This window comes from Streptomyces aurantiacus, assembly GCF_001418335.1.
GTDB lineage: Bacteria > Actinomycetota > Actinomycetes > Streptomycetales > Streptomycetaceae > Streptomyces > Streptomyces aurantiacus.
On the sequence record NZ_LIPP01000032.1, the window covers coordinates 113,436 to 130,787 of the forward strand.

Annotated in this window: 13 protein-coding genes and 1 pseudogene; 3 read left to right on the plus strand and 11 right to left on the minus strand. The window is 69.8% G+C overall.

Annotation, left to right across the window (positions count from 1 at the left end; genetic code table 11):
• Positions 1-7: 7 nt before the first annotated feature.
• The 10 genes from AOK01_RS04950 to AOK01_RS04995 all read right to left on the minus strand — a co-directional run bounded on the left by AOK01_RS04950 (position 8) and on the right by AOK01_RS04995 (position 10,370).
• Complete coding sequence (locus AOK01_RS04950; protein WP_055508789.1) at positions 8-868, minus strand: amidohydrolase family protein; 861 nt, start codon at positions 866-868, stop codon at positions 8-10.
• Positions 869-919: 51 nt separating this feature from the next.
• Complete coding sequence (locus tag AOK01_RS04955) at positions 920-1,903, minus strand: ABC transporter substrate-binding protein (protein ID WP_055508792.1); 984 nt, start codon at positions 1,901-1,903, stop codon at positions 920-922.
• 52 nt (positions 1,904-1,955) lie between these two features.
• Positions 1,956-2,834 (minus strand): hypothetical protein, encoded by an 879-nt coding sequence (locus AOK01_RS04960; RefSeq protein WP_055508793.1) that lies wholly within the window; start codon positions 2,832-2,834, stop codon positions 1,956-1,958.
• Positions 2,835-2,878: 44 nt separating this feature from the next.
• Positions 2,879-4,063, minus strand: coding sequence for a DUF3500 domain-containing protein (locus AOK01_RS04965; RefSeq protein WP_055508797.1), 1,185 nt, complete (start codon positions 4,061-4,063; stop codon positions 2,879-2,881).
• A 66-nt stretch (positions 4,064-4,129) separates the two neighbouring features.
• On the minus strand, positions 4,130-5,041 hold the full coding sequence (locus AOK01_RS04970) for a substrate-binding domain-containing protein (RefSeq protein ID WP_157871185.1): 912 nt from the start codon (positions 5,039-5,041) through the stop codon (positions 4,130-4,132).
• Between the two features lie 5 nt (positions 5,042-5,046).
• Entirely contained in the window at positions 5,047-6,702 is a 1,656-nt protein-coding gene (locus tag AOK01_RS04975; protein WP_055508800.1) for a thiamine pyrophosphate-binding protein, read from the minus strand.
• The gene (locus AOK01_RS04980) at positions 6,699-7,769 is read right to left on the minus strand and encodes an amidohydrolase family protein (RefSeq protein ID WP_055508801.1); all 1,071 of its coding nucleotides are present in this window, start codon (positions 7,767-7,769) and stop codon (positions 6,699-6,701) included. Before AOK01_RS04980 ends, AOK01_RS04975 begins: the two co-directional genes overlap by 4 nt.
• A 63-nt stretch (positions 7,770-7,832) precedes the next feature.
• Positions 7,833-8,693, minus strand: coding sequence for an HpcH/HpaI aldolase family protein (locus AOK01_RS04985; RefSeq protein ID WP_055508803.1), 861 nt, complete (start codon positions 8,691-8,693; stop codon positions 7,833-7,835).
• Positions 8,690-9,427, minus strand: a complete 738-nt coding sequence (locus AOK01_RS04990; RefSeq protein WP_055508805.1) for an SRPBCC domain-containing protein — start codon at positions 9,425-9,427, stop codon at positions 8,690-8,692. Before AOK01_RS04990 ends, AOK01_RS04985 begins: the two co-directional genes overlap by 4 nt.
• 148 nt (positions 9,428-9,575) lie before the next feature.
• Positions 9,576-10,370, minus strand: coding sequence for an ABC transporter ATP-binding protein (locus AOK01_RS04995; protein WP_055508808.1), 795 nt, complete (start codon positions 10,368-10,370; stop codon positions 9,576-9,578).
• A gap of 1,111 nt (positions 10,371-11,481) precedes the next feature.
• Between AOK01_RS04995 and AOK01_RS05005 the strand changes: the two are divergent.
• The 3 genes and pseudogenes from AOK01_RS05005 to AOK01_RS05015 all read left to right on the plus strand — a co-directional run bounded on the left by AOK01_RS05005 (position 11,482) and on the right by AOK01_RS05015 (position 16,213).
• Positions 11,482-13,234: pseudogene (locus AOK01_RS05005) on the plus strand (carboxylesterase/lipase family protein).
• Positions 13,235-13,510: 276 nt separating this feature from the next.
• Positions 13,511-13,885 (plus strand): hypothetical protein, encoded by a 375-nt coding sequence (locus AOK01_RS05010; protein WP_157871186.1) that lies wholly within the window; start codon positions 13,511-13,513, stop codon positions 13,883-13,885.
• A 417-nt stretch (positions 13,886-14,302) separates the two neighbouring features.
• A complete protein-coding gene (locus tag AOK01_RS05015) occupies positions 14,303-16,213 on the plus strand; it encodes a TerD family protein (RefSeq protein WP_055508814.1) in 1,911 nt (636 codons plus the stop codon).
• Between the two features lie 165 nt (positions 16,214-16,378).
• On the opposite strand, the gene AOK01_RS05020 is transcribed toward AOK01_RS05015, so the two are convergent.
• Entirely contained in the window at positions 16,379-17,329 is a 951-nt protein-coding gene (locus tag AOK01_RS05020; protein WP_055508816.1) for an NADP-dependent oxidoreductase, read from the minus strand.
• Between the last annotated feature and the right edge of the window lie 23 nt (positions 17,330-17,352).

The window sequence follows — 17,352 nt, forward strand, 5'->3', positions numbered from 1 at the left end:
TGGCAGGTCAGCTCCCGCTTCCGCCCGGGAACGCGTACAGACGCCGGGCCGTACCCGCGAAGATCTCCTGCCGGTCGCGCTCCGGCAGCCCTGCGAGGACCTCCTGGGCGAGGGCGAGGAGTTCCGGCAGCGACTGCTCGGCCGCCGGACAGTTCGACCCCCAGGCGATCCGCTCGGCGCCGAACGCCTCGACGACCGGTCCGAGGAAGTCCCCGGCTCGCTCTCCGGCGTCCTGGAGCCGCTCAAGGTTGCGATGGGTGAGCTTGAGGTGCAGGCCCGGGTGGGCCGCGAGTTCCGCGACCTCGGCGCCGGCGCGGGCGGGCGAGGCGGCGATGTCGGGGTAGCCGATGTGGTCGAGGAGCACCTTCACGCCCGGGAACCGTTTCAGGAGTTCCACCAGTTGTCCGGTGGCCGACCCGAGGCGCATCTGGAGGCAGACCGGCAGGTCCAGTTCACCGGCCTGCTCCCAGAAGGGGAACGTCTCCGGGGCGACGAACCACTCGCCCTGCGTGGGTACGGTGCTGCCGCTGGTGAACAGCCGCACACCGGCCAGACCACCCTCGCCGACCGCGGCCTTGAGGTTCGTGGCGGCGTCCGGCCGCAGCGGGTCGACCGTGCCCACGGCGACGAAGCGCCCCGGCAGGCGCCGACTGCTGTCGAGGACGTACGCGTTGTCGTAGCCGTAGTTCGTGGTGGCCTGGACCAGGACGGCCTGAGCGATGCCGGTCTCGTCCATGCGACTGACCATGCCCTCGGCGGTCACGGGCCGGGTCGCGGCCCACTCCGACTGCTTTCCCCCGAGCGGGGTCTTCGGGTATGCGGTCGGGTCCTCGGAGATGATGTGGCAGTGTGCGTCGACGACGTCCATGCGGGGTGCTCCCTTGTCTTCGGTGTGTTCTGTGCGGCCGGGCTCCCAGGCTCAGGCGTCCGGGTAGTCGCCCTCGGCGAACAGCGATCGCGCGTCGGTGGGGAAGCCGGGGTCGAGCAGCCCCTGCCGCACGGAGAACCGCACCATCGCGTTCAGGCTGGTCTCGTTGGCCGTGATGCCGTACGGGACGGGGTCGCCGCCGGTCTGCTGTCCCTGGCGGGCCAGTCGGGGCACGGCCGACCACTCGGGCCGGTCGGCGAGATGCCGTCGCTTGCTCTGCGCGAACGCCGCGTACAGCTTGGCCGGCAGGCCGGGGTCGCGCTCCACCAGCTCGGAGCGCACCGAGATCAGCGAGTGCAGCGGGTAGACACCGGTCCGCAGGTAGTGGTCCACGGCGAGCGTGCCGGCCTCCGGGAAGAGCGGATAGGGGCCGTCGTCGCCCCCGGACCGCGGATCGGGCGCCGCCGTCCAGCCGGCCCGGGGCGAACCCGCCCGGCCGGTCCCCGCGTTGCCGGTCAGGGCGGCATCGATCTCCCCGGCGCGCAGCAGCTCGCCCAGCGAGCGGCCGTCCGTGACCCGCTCGACGTTGGCGGGGACCCGCCCCTCGATGTGGTCGTCGTCGTCCACCACCCACGTGATCTTGTCGGTGTCCACCCCGTACTCCTCGCCCAGCACGCCGCGCACCCACACTCCGGTGCTCACCGAGTAGGCGCGCACCCCTACCCGGCGTCCTTCCAGATCGCGCGGCACGCGGATGCCGGAACGGGTGGCGCACTGCACGTCGCCGTGGTGGAAGCGCCGGTTGAGGAACACCGGCACCGCTGTCAGCGATATGCCTTCCTGACGTGCCATCAGGTAGGAGACCGGAGCCAGTTCGCACACGTCGAACTCCAGGTCCCGGATCATTCGCCGGTAGGCGCCGATGACCGGCTTGACCTCCACCGGCTCGACCAGGTACCCGTCCATCCCCGCGTCACCGTCCAGCAGCGGCTGTGCGTGCGGGAAGTCGCCGAGAACCACCGTGAGCTTGTCCATGCTCTGTCCTTTGCTGTTTCTGTTTCCGGTCCGACGGCCCGTGCCGCGGCTTTCAGCCGCCGAGGCGGGCCGGCGGGACGCCGAGTGCCGCACAGGTCCGCTCGACGAGTTCGTCGTAGTCCACCGCCCGTGGAATCACGTCCTGATCCAGCGCGTAGGCGGCGGCCTTGGTGAACGCGCCGCGCAGCGCTTCGAAGCCCACCGGGTGCAGGGCGACCGGCCCGTCGTGCTCCTTGGCGGTCAGCACCGAGCGCATCGCGTCGTACGCGGCGAGGACGGCGGCGGGGTGTTCCGCGGCAGCGGCCGCGGACACGCCGACCACGTGATTGACCGGGATGAACCCCTGGTCCTTCGACCACTGTTCGGCGACCTCGTGGGGGTTGTCGACGGCGGTGCGGGTCCGGTCGTCGGAGGGCAGTTCGTTGCCCATGATCCCGAAGTCGATCCGGCCCGCCAGGAAGTCCGCGGGCAGCTTGGACCCCTCCGGCGCCCGCCGCACCCAGGACGGGTCCTCGGCACCGTCGACGTGGTGGCCCTCGTACGTCCTCCAGTCCACCTTGCGCAGGTCGACGCCGTACTGCTCGGTGAGGAATCCGCGCATCCACACACCGGTGGTCTGGCTCCAGGCGCGGACTCCGACGCTGTGCCCCTCCACGTCGGCAACCGACAGGTTGCCGAGGGTCACCAGGGTCTGGTGCTGGTGGCGTCCGAGGGTGGTGACCGGCAGCAGCAGCACTGGTCTGCCATGAGCGACGGCCTGCAGAACGGTCACGATCGCCAGTTCGCACAGGTCCACGTCCGACGCGTTCACAAAACCGCGGGAGGCCTTGTGCACCGGCGAGATGTCGACGCGCTCCGGCTCCGCACCCGCTTCGCGGGCCGCCGCCAGCGCGGCTGCCGCGAGATCGTCACGGCCAAGCACCAACTGCATTTCTCTCTCCTCTTGCTGCACGAATCGCTGCACTGACTGGGGCCTCAGGGACGGGCGTTGGGGGAACGCGCCGTCGGCGGCCGGTGGTGCCGCTCGTGGTGCCGGCGCAGCAGATCGACGCCGAAGTCGTTGCCGTTGGGGGTGCGCACGACGGTGTGGATGTGCCGGCGCGAGGGGTAGTCGTTGTCGAAGAGCACCCCGGCCATGTGCTCGAACTCGACGAGGATCACCGGGCTGTGGAAGCGGTAGTAGAAGGTGCCGTCGGGGTCCCCGGCCCAGGCGAAGTGGGTGTCGCCCTCGTGGGCCCGCACCTCGTTCATGCGCACCCGGGCGTGCTGGTCGCCGGCCCGGTTCACGTACAGCCCCAGGAGCCGCAGTGCGGTGTCCCGCTGGCCGGCGGACATCCCGCTGAGCGGCAGTCCCTGGTGGTCGAGTTCGTAGTTGTCGCGGAAGGCGCCGACGAACAGCTCGGGCGGCATCGTGTCCGCGACGACGGCCCGCTCCCGCTGTCGGCCGTCGAGTTGGGTGAACAGCTCGTGGCCGAGAGCCTCCTCGCCCCGGAAGGCCACGGTCCCGGCGTACTTCCCGGACCCGGCGACCACCGGTTCGGCGCCCAGGAAGGAGGGGGTGAGGACCATCTGGTCCCCGACGAAGACGCAGTTGACGTTGACGTGGTGGCCGTCGAGCTGCCAGCCCCACGGGCCGCCGTCCTCCGGCTCACCGTAGAGGGAGAACCAGTACAGCCACTCGTTGAGCCCCTCGGTGTTGCCGCTCAGCTCGCCGATGGTGAGGTTGAGGCGCATCAGGTCGACCATCTGCCGGAACCCGTCCGCACTGAGACTTTCCCGGACGACGGCCAGGGCCCGTTCGCGCCCCGCGTCGTCGAAATCCTCCAGCAGCAGGCCGTGACGCAGGAAGTACCGGGCTCCGTTGTTCCAGTGGCGCCAGCTCACGTCGTCCATCGCGAACCGGCCCTCGGCGAGCTGCTCTTCCGTCAGGCCCGCGAGGTAGTCCTCCGCGGCCCGGTACACCTTGCCGACGTCCGCGCCCGTGCCGCGCAGCGGGAACAGACCCGGCCGGATGCCGTCCGAAGTGGTCACTCCCCGAAAGGGCTCGTCCGCCGCCTTCACGCGCCAGGCGACCTTTTCGAGCAGGTCGGGTGTCCAGACCTCCGGCTTGCGCGTGGGCGGATTGCCCCGCTTGCGCAGCCCTACCGGCTCTCCCGTCACCGCTCCTCCTCTCGATGTCTCTTCACCGGTGCGCCGCCCGGCGGCGCACCCCTGCCGATCGCCTTCTCACCGGTCGAGGAAGGCTGTCTTCTTCTCGATGGCCGCGACATCCACCGACTCCCCGATGAGGCTCTGCTCCAGGGCGTACTGTCCGGCGATCTCCAGGCAGGCGCTCAGTGACGCGCTCCAACCGGCCACGACCGCGCGCCCGGCGGGCGAGTCGTCACGCTCGTCCGCGGTGTCCGCGATCGCCTGCTTGAGAGCCCGGTAGAAGGCGAGTACGGCGTCCGGACGGGTGCGCAGGACGTCGTCGCGCACCACCAGCAGATGGTTCGCCGGGATCGTCCCGTGCCGCTCGGCCCACGCCTGCCCGGCGGTCTCGGCGTCCGCCACGAGCGGGAGAAGACCCGCACCTTGTCCGCCGATCGCCTTCGGGCCGAGCACCGCCGCACAGACGTCATGGGCGTGCAGCAGGTCCGCGACCCGCCCGGTCTCCGACCGCTCCACGTTCGCGGGATTGACGTACTGGGCGACATGGACGTCCTCGGTGGTCACCCAGGTGATGTCGGAGGACTCCACCCCGTACTCCTCGCGCAGCCAGCCACGCACCCACAGACCGGTGGTCTGGCCGTACGAGCGCACACCCACGCGCCGGCCGACGAGTTCCCGGGGGCTGAGGTGTGGGCCCTCGGGCAGCCTGGTCAGGGAACGGTGGTGGGTGCTGCCCACCAGTACCACCGGCAGCAGGGTGACCGGGACGCCGGCGTCGCGTGCCTGGAGGTAGGTGGCCGTCGGCATCTCGCAGATGTCGTAGGCCAGTTCACGGACCATCCGGGCGAAGGCCGGGGGCAGTGGGGAGGACTCCGGGTAGTGGCAGTCCACCCCGTCCACCGGGACGGCCCCGTCCTTCAGCGGCCGGGTGTGCGGGTAGTTGCCCAGCAGCACGGACAGCGGTGCCCTCGGATGTGTCCCGCTCACGGCGCTCACACGTCCTCGCCGTACTGGATGCGGCGGTACGGAGTGCTCAGCACCTCGCGGGTGATACGGACGTCGATCACGGTGGGCCGGGGGGCCCGCACGTACTCCGCCAGTGCGTCGCGCAGCTCCTGTGCCGTGCGGACCGTGGCCCCGCCGCCGCCGAGCGCCTGGGCGACCGCCCCCAGTTCGGGCGTGGAGATGGTCGCCAGCTCCGGGTCCAGTCCCTTCGCCTTCGCCTTGTGGTATTCGGCGCCGAGGCCCTGGTCGTTCATCACGACGACGAGCAGCGGGATGTCGTAGCGGCACGCCGTCTCGAACTCCGGCAGGTGCATGACGAAGCTCGCGTCACCCTCCACCACGAAGCCGGGCTTGTTGCCCTTCGCGACCATCTGGCCCATGGCGATCAGCGGGGCCTGTCCGATGGCGCCGAACATGCCGTAGTTGGAGAGCACGTCACGGGAGCGCTGGAAGAGCATGGTGCCGAAGTCGGTCTGGTGTCCGCTGCCGAGCACCAGCCCCATCTCGCCCGGGAGTTCATGGTCGAGGATCCAGATCGCCTCGCGCGGGTCGAGCCGTCCGGGCTCGCGCACGTACTCCGCCGGCTGCTGGGCCCGGGCGGTCAGGTGCTGCCGGACCTGGTCGGTGTGGAAGCCCTCCAGCCGGGCGGACCGCTCCTCAAGCGCCCGGGTCAGCTCGGTGAGGGCGCTGACCGCGTCGGCCTGGAGGTAGCAGTCCGCCGTCCTGCCGTTGCCCATCACCAGGTGCGGAGCGGTGTCGATCTGGACGTACTTGGCCTCGGGGTAGAGGTAGCCGCTCTCGATGGTGTAGTGGTTCAGGCTGGCGCCCACCGCGATCACGCAGTCGGCCTCCTGAAGCAGTTCCATCGACACCTTGTCGCCGAAGAGACCCGACAGACCGACGTGGAACCCGGTGCGGTCGCACAGCCAGTTCTTCGCCTGGAGGGTGGTGGCCAGCAGGGCGCCGGTGCGCTCCTGGAGGGCGAGGATCTCCTCACCGGCGTCCGCCTTGCGCGCACCCCGCCCCGCGATGATCACCACTCGCTCGGCGTCCTGGATCAGGTCGCAGGCGGCCCGGACCCTGGCCGGGTCCGGCAGCAGCCGGCGCTTCTCGATCAGGGCGGTGGACGGTACGTAGTTCTCGTCGTAGTCGTCCAGATCGGCGACCTGTACGTCGAAAGGCGCGCTGATCATGACCGGCTTGGACTCGGTCCGCGCCAGGTAGAAGGCCTGCCGTACGGCGTCCTGGGCGTTCTCGGGCCGGGTCACCTGGATGAACTCGCACTCGATCGCGGCGGCGAAGCGCCGCTGGTCGAGGTACTGGGTGGCGCCCTCGTCGCCCAGCGGGGTCTCCCCGCAGAAGGCGACCAGGGGGGTGCCCGCCCGGCTCGCGCAGAGCATCGAGGTGGCCAGCTGCGAGACGCCGGGGCCGCTGGTCGTGGTGACCACGCCCGGCGCTCCCGCGCCACGGGCCCAGCCGTCCGCCATGCCGAGGCCGGAACCCTCGTGCCGCACCTCGTACAACCGCACCCCGCGGTCGGCGAGCGCGGCCATCCAGTGCATGTTGGCGTCGCCCATCATGCCGAAGACGTCGCTGGTGCCTTCCTTCACGAACGCCTCGGCCAGTGCTTCGTAGACCTTCACTTCTGGGACTCCTTCACGTTCGCCGCGGCCGTCGCGCGCGCTTTCAGGACGCCGTCGAGCCGTGCGAAGACCCGCAGCGCGTTGCCTCCGTAGACCGCCTGCCGGTCGGTGTCGCTCAGGCTGTCGATGGAGTCGAGGGTGTACTTGGTGTCGTCGAACCGCCGCCCGGTCTCCGGGTCCACGCTGCGGACCGCGCCGATCATCTCCGAGGCGAACAGGACGTTCTCGGCGGGGACGATGTCCAGCAGCAGTTCCATGCCGCGCTGGTGGTACACGCAGGTGTCGAAGGAGACGTTGCGCAGGATCGACTCCTCCAGCGGCGGCCGGCCGCGGTCCAGCATCATTCCGCGGTAGCGGCCCCAGTGATAAGGCACGGCGCCGCCGCCGTGCGGCAGGATCAGCTTCAGCGTCGGGAAGTCCTTGAACAGATCCGACTCGCACAGCTGCATGAACGCCGCCGTATCACCGGCCAGGTAGTGGGCGCAGGTGCCCTGCATCGCCGGGTTCCTCGACATCGCGACGTGGATCATCGCGGGGACGTCGAGGTCGGCCATCTTCTCGTAGAGGGGGTAGTAGACCCGGTCCGTCAGTGGCGGCGCCTGGTAGTACCCGTCCGACGGGTCCGGGTTGAGCAGACAGCCGACGAAGCCCAACTCCTCGACGCAGCGCTCCAGTTCGGCGACGGAGTTGCGCACGGAGGCGGCCAGCGCGTCGCCCGGGGACTGCGGGAGCTGGCACACGCCCACGAACCGCTCGGGGAAGAGACCGCACACCCGGGCGATCAGGTCGTTGCTGACCCGCGACCAGTCGAGGCTGGTCCGCTCGTCGCCGTAGTGGTGGGCCATCTTCCCCGCGCCGGGCGAGAAGAGCGTCAGGTCGGTGCCGCGCTCGATCTGCAGCTTCAGCTGGCCGTTCTCGATGGCGGTACGGATCTCGTCGTCGCTGATGTGCAGTGCGTCGGGCGAGACCCGGGCGCCGGACTCCTCGAACGCCCGGATCTGCTTCTCCCGCCATTTCCCCAGCGCGGGAGGCGCCGTGGTGAAGTGGCCATGACTGTCGATGATCATGAGTTGCTCCGAAACTCGCGGTGCGGTGGTCGCGTGGTGGGCGGCCGGGGCCGGCGGGCCCCGTCAGCCACGGCCGGTCAGCTCCCGGGCCTTGTGCAGGCCGGGGTAGGTGCGCACCGGTGCCGACATCAGGAACCGGTAGCCGTCGTCCAGCACCTGCTTGACGTTGTCGGCGGTGACGTGCGGATGGCCCACGGCGACTCCGCGTTCACCGCAGATGTCGAGGATCTGCCGCTTGCACTCCAGGACGCGCGGGTGCTCGTACTGGCGGGGGAAGCCCAGTTCCTGGCTCATGTCGCCCTCGCCGATCAGGACCAGCCCGATGCCGGGCACCTGGTCGAGGATGTCCGGCAGGTTCTTGATGCCGAGCTGGTCCTCGATCATGAGGCCGACCAGGATCTCCCCGTCCGGGGCGAGCGGCCACACGTCGGCCCTGGCGTAGTACTCGATGTTCGGGATGCCCCAGTAGCGTGTCGCCGCGTGCGGGCCGTCCCCGCGCAGGCCGGCCGGCTCGTGGCGGGGAGCGTCGGGCAGCCGCGGGTAGCGGCAGGCGGCGACGGCGTTACGGGCCTCCTCCACCGTGGAGATGTGCGGCCAGACGATGCCGAACGCGCCGAGGTCCAGGGCCTGTTTGGCGTGCCACTGCGCCTTCTCCGCGCCGTTGGCGGGGATGCGCACCAGCGGGGTGACGGCCGGCGCGAGGCTGTCCGCCTCGTACACCCGTCGCCTGCTCAGCAGGTACTGGAAGCTGTCCTTCAGCGCGTTGATGTCCCAGGGCTTGTGCTCCATCTCGAACACCACGGCGTCGTAGTCCGAGTTGCTCAGCTCGGTCGCGGACGCCGGGTCGGCCGCGGAGAAGGTCGCGAAGACGTGCTGTCCCGCGTCCAGGGCGCCGATCACCTTGTTGAGCCTGGGCGATGTCATCGCCGACCTCCCTGGTCGAGTGCTTCACCGGACCGGTTCTCCGAACGCGGCGTCGCCTGCGGCGGCTGCGGCTGTGGCTGAGCCGGCGGCGGCTGAGCCGCGCGCCCGGCCCGACGCCCTGCCCACCACGCCCGCAGACGGGCGAACAGACCGGCCGGCCGGGACGGAGCCGTGCGCGCGCCGTCGGAGACCGCCCCGCGCGGCTCGGAGCGCACGGAGGTGAGTGGCGCGGAGGGCGCTGCTGCGAATGGCTCGGTGGATGCGGCCGTGAGTGGCTCGGTGGGCGCGGCGCACTTCTGGATCAGTCGGCCGGTGAACTCCTCCGTCATCCTGGAGACCACCATCCCCGCGCCCGACTCGATCAACTTGACGAGCTTGCCGTTGAGTTCGATCTCGCCGTCGCAGAAGACCCGTGAGATGCCGGGGCTGTCCCCCTCGACGACCCGGAAAGTGGCGTCGGCACTGAAGCGGGTGGCGCCCTGCCCGTCCGCGCCGCGGGCCCCGAGACGGCCCTCACGTGCGGACTCGTCCAGGTCCAGGGAGAGCCGGGCGGCGAACTTGACCCGAAGCCCGCCGAACTTGATGGCCAGGGTTCCGTCGAAGGACCCGTCGTCGTGTGACGGCCCGAGTTCGGCACCGCCGACGCAGGACACGACGGCAGAGGGATCCGAGATGACCTCCCAGACACGTTCGGGCGGACTCGGTACGACGATCTCTTCCGTGATCGATATCAAAGCTGTGAACCTCACTCGGCGGCAGGCGCGACGTCAGGGGAAAAGGGCATGACGGCACAACCGGCTTGGCGGTTTGGCGGTTTGGCGATGTGGGGTACGGAGCTCCAGGCGGCGGGCTCGGGGTGTGCGTGTGTGTGCGGGGGGGGCGTTACACGGCGGCCTTCCGCTCGGCGGCGAAGAGACCCCAGAGATCGTTGTAGAGCTCCGAGAATTCGGGTGACTCGACGAGCGAGCCGATCTGGCGCGGGCGTGCGAAGGGGACCTGCATGACACGGCGGATGGTGCCGGGGCCCTTCGACATCACAATGACCTCGTCGGCCAGGTAGATGGCCTCATTGAGGTCATGTGTCACGAAGATCAAAGTCCCGTTCTGCTCGCGCCAGATGTTGAGCAGTTCCTGCTGGAGTTCGAGCCGGGTGATGGCGTCGAGCGGCCCGAACGGCTCATCCATGAGCACGATGGACGGGTTGTAGATCAGCGCTCGGGCTATCGCGCAGCGCTTCTGCATACCGCCCGACAGTTCCCGGGGAAAGTGATTCTCGAAGCCGGTCAGGCCGACGAGCTCGACCCAGTGCGCGACCCGCTCTTCGCGTTCCTCCTTGGGAACCTTGCGGAACTTGAGCGCCAGGCCGATGTTGGCCCGCACACTCAGCCAGGGCAGCAGGTGGGACTGCTGAGTCACGTACGCCGCATCGGAGTTGACGCCGGTGACCTGTTCGCCGGCGTAGTGGACCTGCCCCTGTGTGGGAGTGAGCAGTCCGGCGGCCAGGTTGAGGATGGTGCTCTTACCGCACCCGCTGGGTCCGATCACGGCGACGACTCTGCCGCGGTCGACTTTGAACGACACGTCCTCGATCGCCGGTCGGTGAGTGCCGGGAAACTCCAGAGTGACGTGCTCTAGACGGAGAGCCTCCGGGTGGGAGTTGCGCTGTGTGGTCGACATATCTGTCTCCTCGGCCTCCTCCTCGCAAGAGATGAAGCGGGGGCCATGCGCTCGCGCCTGTGGCGGCGTTCGTGGGTGGCGGGGCTGTGACAGGTGGTGCTTCTGATGCACGCGAACGGGCATCGAGGTCGGCTGGACCCTCCTGCTGACGCAACCATCGGCGACCCTTCGAGCCACCAAGATTGTCTGACAACCGGTAAGGGGAACGTAACACCACCCCTCAGGGGGCACAAGAAGTCTGCAGGGAGAACGTGACATTCACAGAAAGCCTGAGCCCTCTCAGCGAAGGACTGTCAGACAAAGTTGGTCACCAACGCGGCGCAGAGCACCCATCACACGGAGTGGCGGGCATGAGGACGTGGTGGGCGCTCCCCTCGGCAACGCATCGCCGGACGCCTCGCCGACGTCATCACCCACCCCGCCGGCCCGCCCGCACGACACCTTCACCATCAAGGTAGGGCGGTGCCGCACAGTGGGCCCTCCACGAAGTACCGGGTGAAGACGTGTGCAGCCATCCCCCAGCCTTGAGCAGCCGGGCGGTACCTTCGCCGCCCCATCCCTGGGTTTCCCAGCTGCCGAAGATTGTCCAATAATCCAGCGGTGTCGGTGCTGCGGAATTCCGGGATGTGCATGTCCTTGCTGCAGGCATCTTGCCGGTGCGGGTCACGCGGGTTACGTTCGACGCAGTTCTTGTCAGACAATCGCGGCAGGAACGTGCTCAACCGAGCCCGTCGACAGGCGAGTCGTCCCTCCTACGTTCTCGTCTGCGGCAGCCCGGCCAGGCGTCGTCCCTCACCGACGCCCAGGTCGCCGCGCTCAGGAAAGCGCGGATCCAGGTCGGCGGCGGATGGCAGGACCCGAGCCACGCCTACCACGCCGACGAGGCCTCTCTGCTGACCGGCCTCGGTGTCCCGGCAGCGCCCGGCTTCAGCAACGGCGGCCACAGCTGGTTCGTGTGGCGCCTCGACCTCGGGGACTTCCTCACGCGTACCGCTTTCTTCCCTCCCGCGGCGGGGTGAAGCGGCCCCACCCGGTCCACACGGCCTGCGCCACTCGGTGCGCGCGGCCGGCCCCAGCCGCCACCAGCCCATCCAGTGATCGGGAGATCCGAATGGCCGTGTCAGACAGCCACCACCCCAGCCCCGCGGACCCTGCGCTGCACCGACGGGACTTCCTCGGCCGCACCACGGGCATCGCCGTGGGCGCCGTCCTGCTCAACGCCGTCGGCGCGCAGTCCGCGTCGTCCGCGGAGCCGTCCGGGAAATCGGCCGGGAAGTCGGCCGAGAAGTCGTTCGGTGACAGGCCGGTGCGGACCGCGTCCGGCCTTGTCTCCGGTGTGCCCGGCGCGGCGTCCGGAGTCACCGTCTTCAAGGGGCTTCCCTACGCCTCCTCCACCGCCGGCACGAACCGGTGGCGCCCGCCGCAGCCGGCGCCGTCCTGGACAGGCATCCGCAAGGCCGACACGTTCGGCGACGCGCCCCCCGCAGGAGTCGAGCACCCTCCCGATGAGCGAGGACTGCCTCAACCTCAACATCTGGACCGGCGCAGGGAGCGGCGTCGAGCGGCGCCCGGTGTACGTATGGCTCTACGGAGGCGGGTTCTCCGCCGGAAGCGGTTCCGACCCCAGCTTCGACGGCTCGGTCCTGGCGAGCAAGGGCGTCGTCGTGGTGACCATCAACTACCGTCTCGGCGCCCTGGGTTTCCTCGCCACCCCCGAGCTGAGCGAGGAGTCCGACCAGGGCGTCTCGGGCAACTACGGCCTGCTCGACCAGATCGCGGCCCTGAAGTGGGTCCGGCGCAACATCGCCGCGTTCGGCGGCGATCCGCGCCACGTCACCGTGGGCGGCCAGTCCGCCGGCGCCGGCTCCACGGACATGCTGTCCATGTCCCCACTCGCCGCCGGGCTCTTCCAGCGATCCCTCGCCGAGAGCCAGGTCCGCTGCCCGAGCGATCCCGAACTGCGCTACCTCGGCGTGTCGCTGCGCACCATGGACGCCGCCCTCCAGCAGGGTCCCGCCTACGGCGCGACGAAGGGCGCGACCACACTGAAGCAGCTGCGCGCCCTGCCGTGGCAGGACTTCACGGACGGCGCCTCGCTCAAGGACGAGACGGTCGACACCAAGTCCGTCGCGAAGCCCCCGCTCTTCAGGCCCGTCGTCGACGGCTGGGTGCTGCCCGCCGGCTACCGGGAGACGTACGACGCCCGTACGCAGAACGACGTCTGGTACCTGGCCGGCAACAATCTCGACGAGAGCGGGGCCGTGCCCGAGACGGCCTTCGAACACTGGCGCCAGACGGGCTACCCGGACCGCCCCGGCGCCCCTCCCGTCCACGTCACTCTGGACGACTACGTGACCGCGGCACGGCGGAAGTTCGGCGCGATGGCCGACGAGTTCCTGCGGATCTACCCAGCCGGTACGGACGGCGAGGCGGCCCTCGCCAGCAACGACGCGGTCCGCGACAACTCCCGCGTCTCGACGTATCTGTGGGGCACCGAGTGGACCAAGGGCGCCGACCGGCCGGTGTACACCTACTTCTGGACGCACCGCCCGCCGGGCCCCGACCATGACATCCGCGGTGCGTACCACGGCTCCGAGATCGTCTACTTCTTCGGCAACCTCAGCCCGGACACCCAGGGGTGGACCGACCAGGACCACGAGATCGCCGACACCATGTCCTCCTACCTGGCGAACTACATCGCCACCGGAAACCCGAACGGTCCCGGTCTGCCCAGGTGGCCCGCCTACGGTCCCGGCTCACCGACCGTGATGGAGGTCGGCGGGCACTTCGGGCCGATGCGGGTGGCCTCCCCCGAGAAACTCCACTTCTGGAAGCGGTACTTCGCGACGCAGGACGCCTGGTAGGGGCTTCGCATCCCTTCAGAGGAACCGCACCCGATTCCGTTGTGTGCAGCGGCCGTTCCTTGTGGGGCAAACGACCGGCACAGTGAGCGACTGAGCCGGGCTACTGTGCCCCTCATAAGGGGACGGCACCGGCCTTGGCGGGTGCGCTTTCGGCTTCCCGGCGAGTGGAAACGCGAATCGTGACGTCCTGATGCCCGCTCTTCGTTCCGCCGTCCACGTCGCCGTCCACGTCGCCGTCGGCAGACTCAATCGCCGTTGCACAGACAGGGAGACTCCATGAACCACACGACGAACACATCCGGGAGTATGCGCCGAAACGCGGCCCGGGCCGCCCTCTCGTTGGTCACAGTCGCCGCCTCGTTCCTCGGGTTCGCCGCGGCATCGGCGGGCACGGCACAGGCAGCGGTGACCAACTGCGCCTGGACCCTCGAAGACGGCGGCAGATACGCGACCTGGGCCCAGGTGAAGTGCGCAGGAGGCTCCAGTTACTACCGGGCCTGGGTCAAGTGCCCCGATCCGAACGCCTCCGGTGGGTACAAGACGGTGTACGGGCCTACGGTGCTGCCCGGAAAGGCGTCGCGGGCCGACTGTGGCACCAAGACGTACGTGGACTACGGCAAGCAGGTCTTCACCTACCCGCCCGGCGTCTGATCACCGCTCCCGCGCTGTGTGGGGCCCGCCGGTACGCCCGGCGGGCCCCTCCGCATGCCCCTGATTCGGGCCCAGGAAGGCGGTTATGCAGGTCAAGCCCTACATACGACTCTCACCCCTACCCTGTTTCGAGAGCTCTCCTCCCCCGGCTTGATCTTTAACGTCCGGCGTCGACGAATGACGGGTCGAACTTGCTCACTCGGTCCGGTAACTGCCCTACGCGGAAGCCGCCTTCGTCCGAACATGTGCTCCGACCAAGGAACACACAGCGCGCGGGCGTTGTCGCCCAGCCGGCCCATCGGCCCCGAAGTCTTGGTGCGGTCTCTCTGCCCTCGGCAGGGCAGTACGTCATTACAGATCAGGGCAAAACGGCATACAGGTTGAAGGGGAGCCGTATATCGGATCATCCTTGGCGCCATGAGTCTCACCTCCACCTCCTTCGATCTGCCCGCCACGGGCGACTACGCCCGCGACTGGGCCCTGGTCGACGTGGAGACTTCCGGGCTCATACCCCGGAGGGACCGGGTGCTGTCCGTCGCGGTGGTGACGATCGGACCCGACGGCGAGCAGACCGGGGAATTCTCGACGCTGCTCAACCCGGGATGCGACCCGGGGCCGGTGGAGGTGCACGGGCTGACCGTCGAACGGTTGCGGGGTGCGCCGGCCTTCGACCAGGTTGCCGGACGGATCGGAGCGATGCTCCAGGACCGGGTCCTGGTCGCCCACAACGCTCAGTTCGACTACGACTTCCTGGCCCACGAGTTCGCCCGTGCGCGGATGTGGCTGCCGGTGTCCCAGCGGCTCTGCACCTTGGCCCTGAATCGTCAGGTGGATCCGCCGACGGACGACATGAAGCTGGGCACACTGGCCGCCCACTACGGCGTACCGCAGCAGCACGCGCACGATGCGCTGGACGACACCCGGGTGCTTGCCGGGATCCTGCGGGCTTCGCTGCACGAGGCGGCGCGGCTCGACCTGCCGTTGCCGCTGGTGAGCTGCCCGCCGCGGGCGGAATCGCAGTTCACGCCGAAGCCGCCCAAGACGCCGTGCGCCTACCGCAATCCGGGGCGGATGACTCCTGGCGGGCCGCTGCTGCAGGGGATGAAGATCGCGATAACCGGTGAGATCGCGCACGCACGGGCGGAGCTGGTCGGGCGGGCTGTTGCCGCCGGGCTGAACATGGTGACCTCCGTGAGTCGGCACACCAGCGTGCTCGTCACCAACGAGCCGGTGTCCCAATCCGCGAAGGCCCGACGCGCAGCCGCCGAGGGCGTGCCGGTCATCGACGAGCACACCTTTCTGCGGCTGCTGGCCGATGTGCAGGCCGGGGCAGTACATGAGGCGACGGCCGCTTCCGCCGTGATCGCGCCGGTGAAGGCACCGGTGAAGGCGACGGCAGAGGGCCGGACCGCCGAGCCTGAATCCACCACAGCACCTGTTCCGGAAGTGCCTGTCCTGCCGCCGCCCTCCCTCGGCGCAACCGTCCCTGCTCCGCGCGAACCCGGCGACTCGGCCGGCACCTTGGCCAAGCCGCTGGTGCGCCGCCGGGTGCTGGTGCTGGGCGGTGTCCATGCCGACGCCGCCGCGGCTCGTACCAGCATCGTCGATCTGGGCGGATCCGCAGCGGTCAACCTGTCCGCCAGTGTCACCGATGTCGTCCTTCTCGCCGACGGTGAGAAGGACCGCCGCATGAGTCGCATCACCGCCCTTGAGCTCCCCGTGCACGACGCGGATTGGCTGAATTCCCCGACCGCCATCGACCCGGACACGACGGCTGTCCGGCCGCACGAGCCGCACGTGATGCCGAGGGGCGGCGTCATCGACCTGCCCATGCCCCACGGCACACCCGTGCCCGAGTGGTACGTCACCGTCGGCTGGGCTCCACAGGCCGACTGCGAGATCGACGTCGTCGCCTTCCTCCTCGACGAGGACGAACAGGTCACCTTCGACGAGGACTTCATCTTCTACGGCGCCCCGGAAAGCCCCGCCGGCACCGTGCGGCTGCTCACCGGCGGTCCCGCCGAACAGACCATCGCCCTCGATCTCGCGTCCCTGCCGCCCGCGACCCGAAAGGTCGTCGTCGCCGCGGCCATCGACGGCGTAGCCACCTTCGGGACGGTCGGCGCGATCCAGCTCGGTGCGGCTCCCGGCAACAGTGGATCACCCCTCACCCGGGCCACCCTGGACGCCGCGACAACCGAACGCACCATGCTTCTCGCGGAGATCTACCGCAGGGGTCCGGTCTGGCGCCTGCGCGCCGTCGGCCAGGGCTACAACCACGGCCTCGATGCCCTCGCACGCGGATACGGGGTCGGCATCGCCGACTGAGCGACGATGCCGGAAGTGGAGAGGGACCTCTGTGCGTCCGCTGGACCAGGCGGCGGCGACGCGGTGCGGGCGGGAACCAGGCGTAGGAACCCGCAGGCTCGGGGACGGCCCAGTGGGCAGTCGCCGGGGGCCTTCGATCTGCCTCTGGGAGCGCTCCTCAGGAGGCTACGCGGACACCGCCAGCACCTGCTTGCCCACGACTCCGCCTCGTTCGAACGCCTGGTGCGCCGCGGTGATGTCCGCGAGCGGGTACACACGGTCGACCACCGGGCGCAGCGCACCCGATGTGACATGGCCGGCCAGGTCACGCAGCAGGGCCGTGTCGGGGTTGGCGCTGAAGGTGCGGATACGGCGGGAGCCGTGCACGCTCGACGCGGCGATCGCGGCCAGGGCCGGCCCGGAGAGTCCGACGGTGACCATCCGGCCGCCCTTGGCCAGCCGGCTCCGGTAGCAGTGCAGTTCCCTGCCGACGGTGTCGACGATGGCATCGAAGGGGCCGATCCGGTCCGAGGTGGTGGAGCCGTAGTCGAGGACCGCGTCGGCGCCGAGGCCGGTGAGGAGCTCGGCGTGGCGGTCGCGGGCCAGCGCGGTCACGTGGCCGCCCAGCGCGTGGGCCAGTTGAACGGCGGCGGTGCCCACTCCGCCGGCCGCGCCCCGGATCAGGACCCGTTCCCCGTCCGCGAGGCTCACGCTGTCGCGCAGCGCGGTCAGCGCCGTGGCGCCCGCGACGACCAGGGATGCCGCTTCGGCCGACGAAATGCCCTCGGGGGCGGGAGCGATACGGTCCGCGGACACCACCACGAACTCGGCCGCCCCCGCGGTGATGTGCCGCCGGCGGGGGTGCACCATGCCCCACACCCGTTCACCGACCTGCCAGCCCTCGACGCCGGCGCCGGTCGCGGCGACGGTGCCGGCGAAGTCCAGGCCCACGCCGATCGGGAATGTGCGGCCCGACACCATCTTCAGCTCTCCGGCGCGGACGATCACGTCGTGCCCGTTGACGCTGGAGGCCTCGACCGCCACCAGGACTTCACCGGCGCCGGGAGCGGGACGCTCGACGTCATTGACCCGCAGTACGTCCGCCGCACCGTAGCTCGTGATCTGAACGGCCTTCATGTCGCTGTCCTTCCGTGACCTGC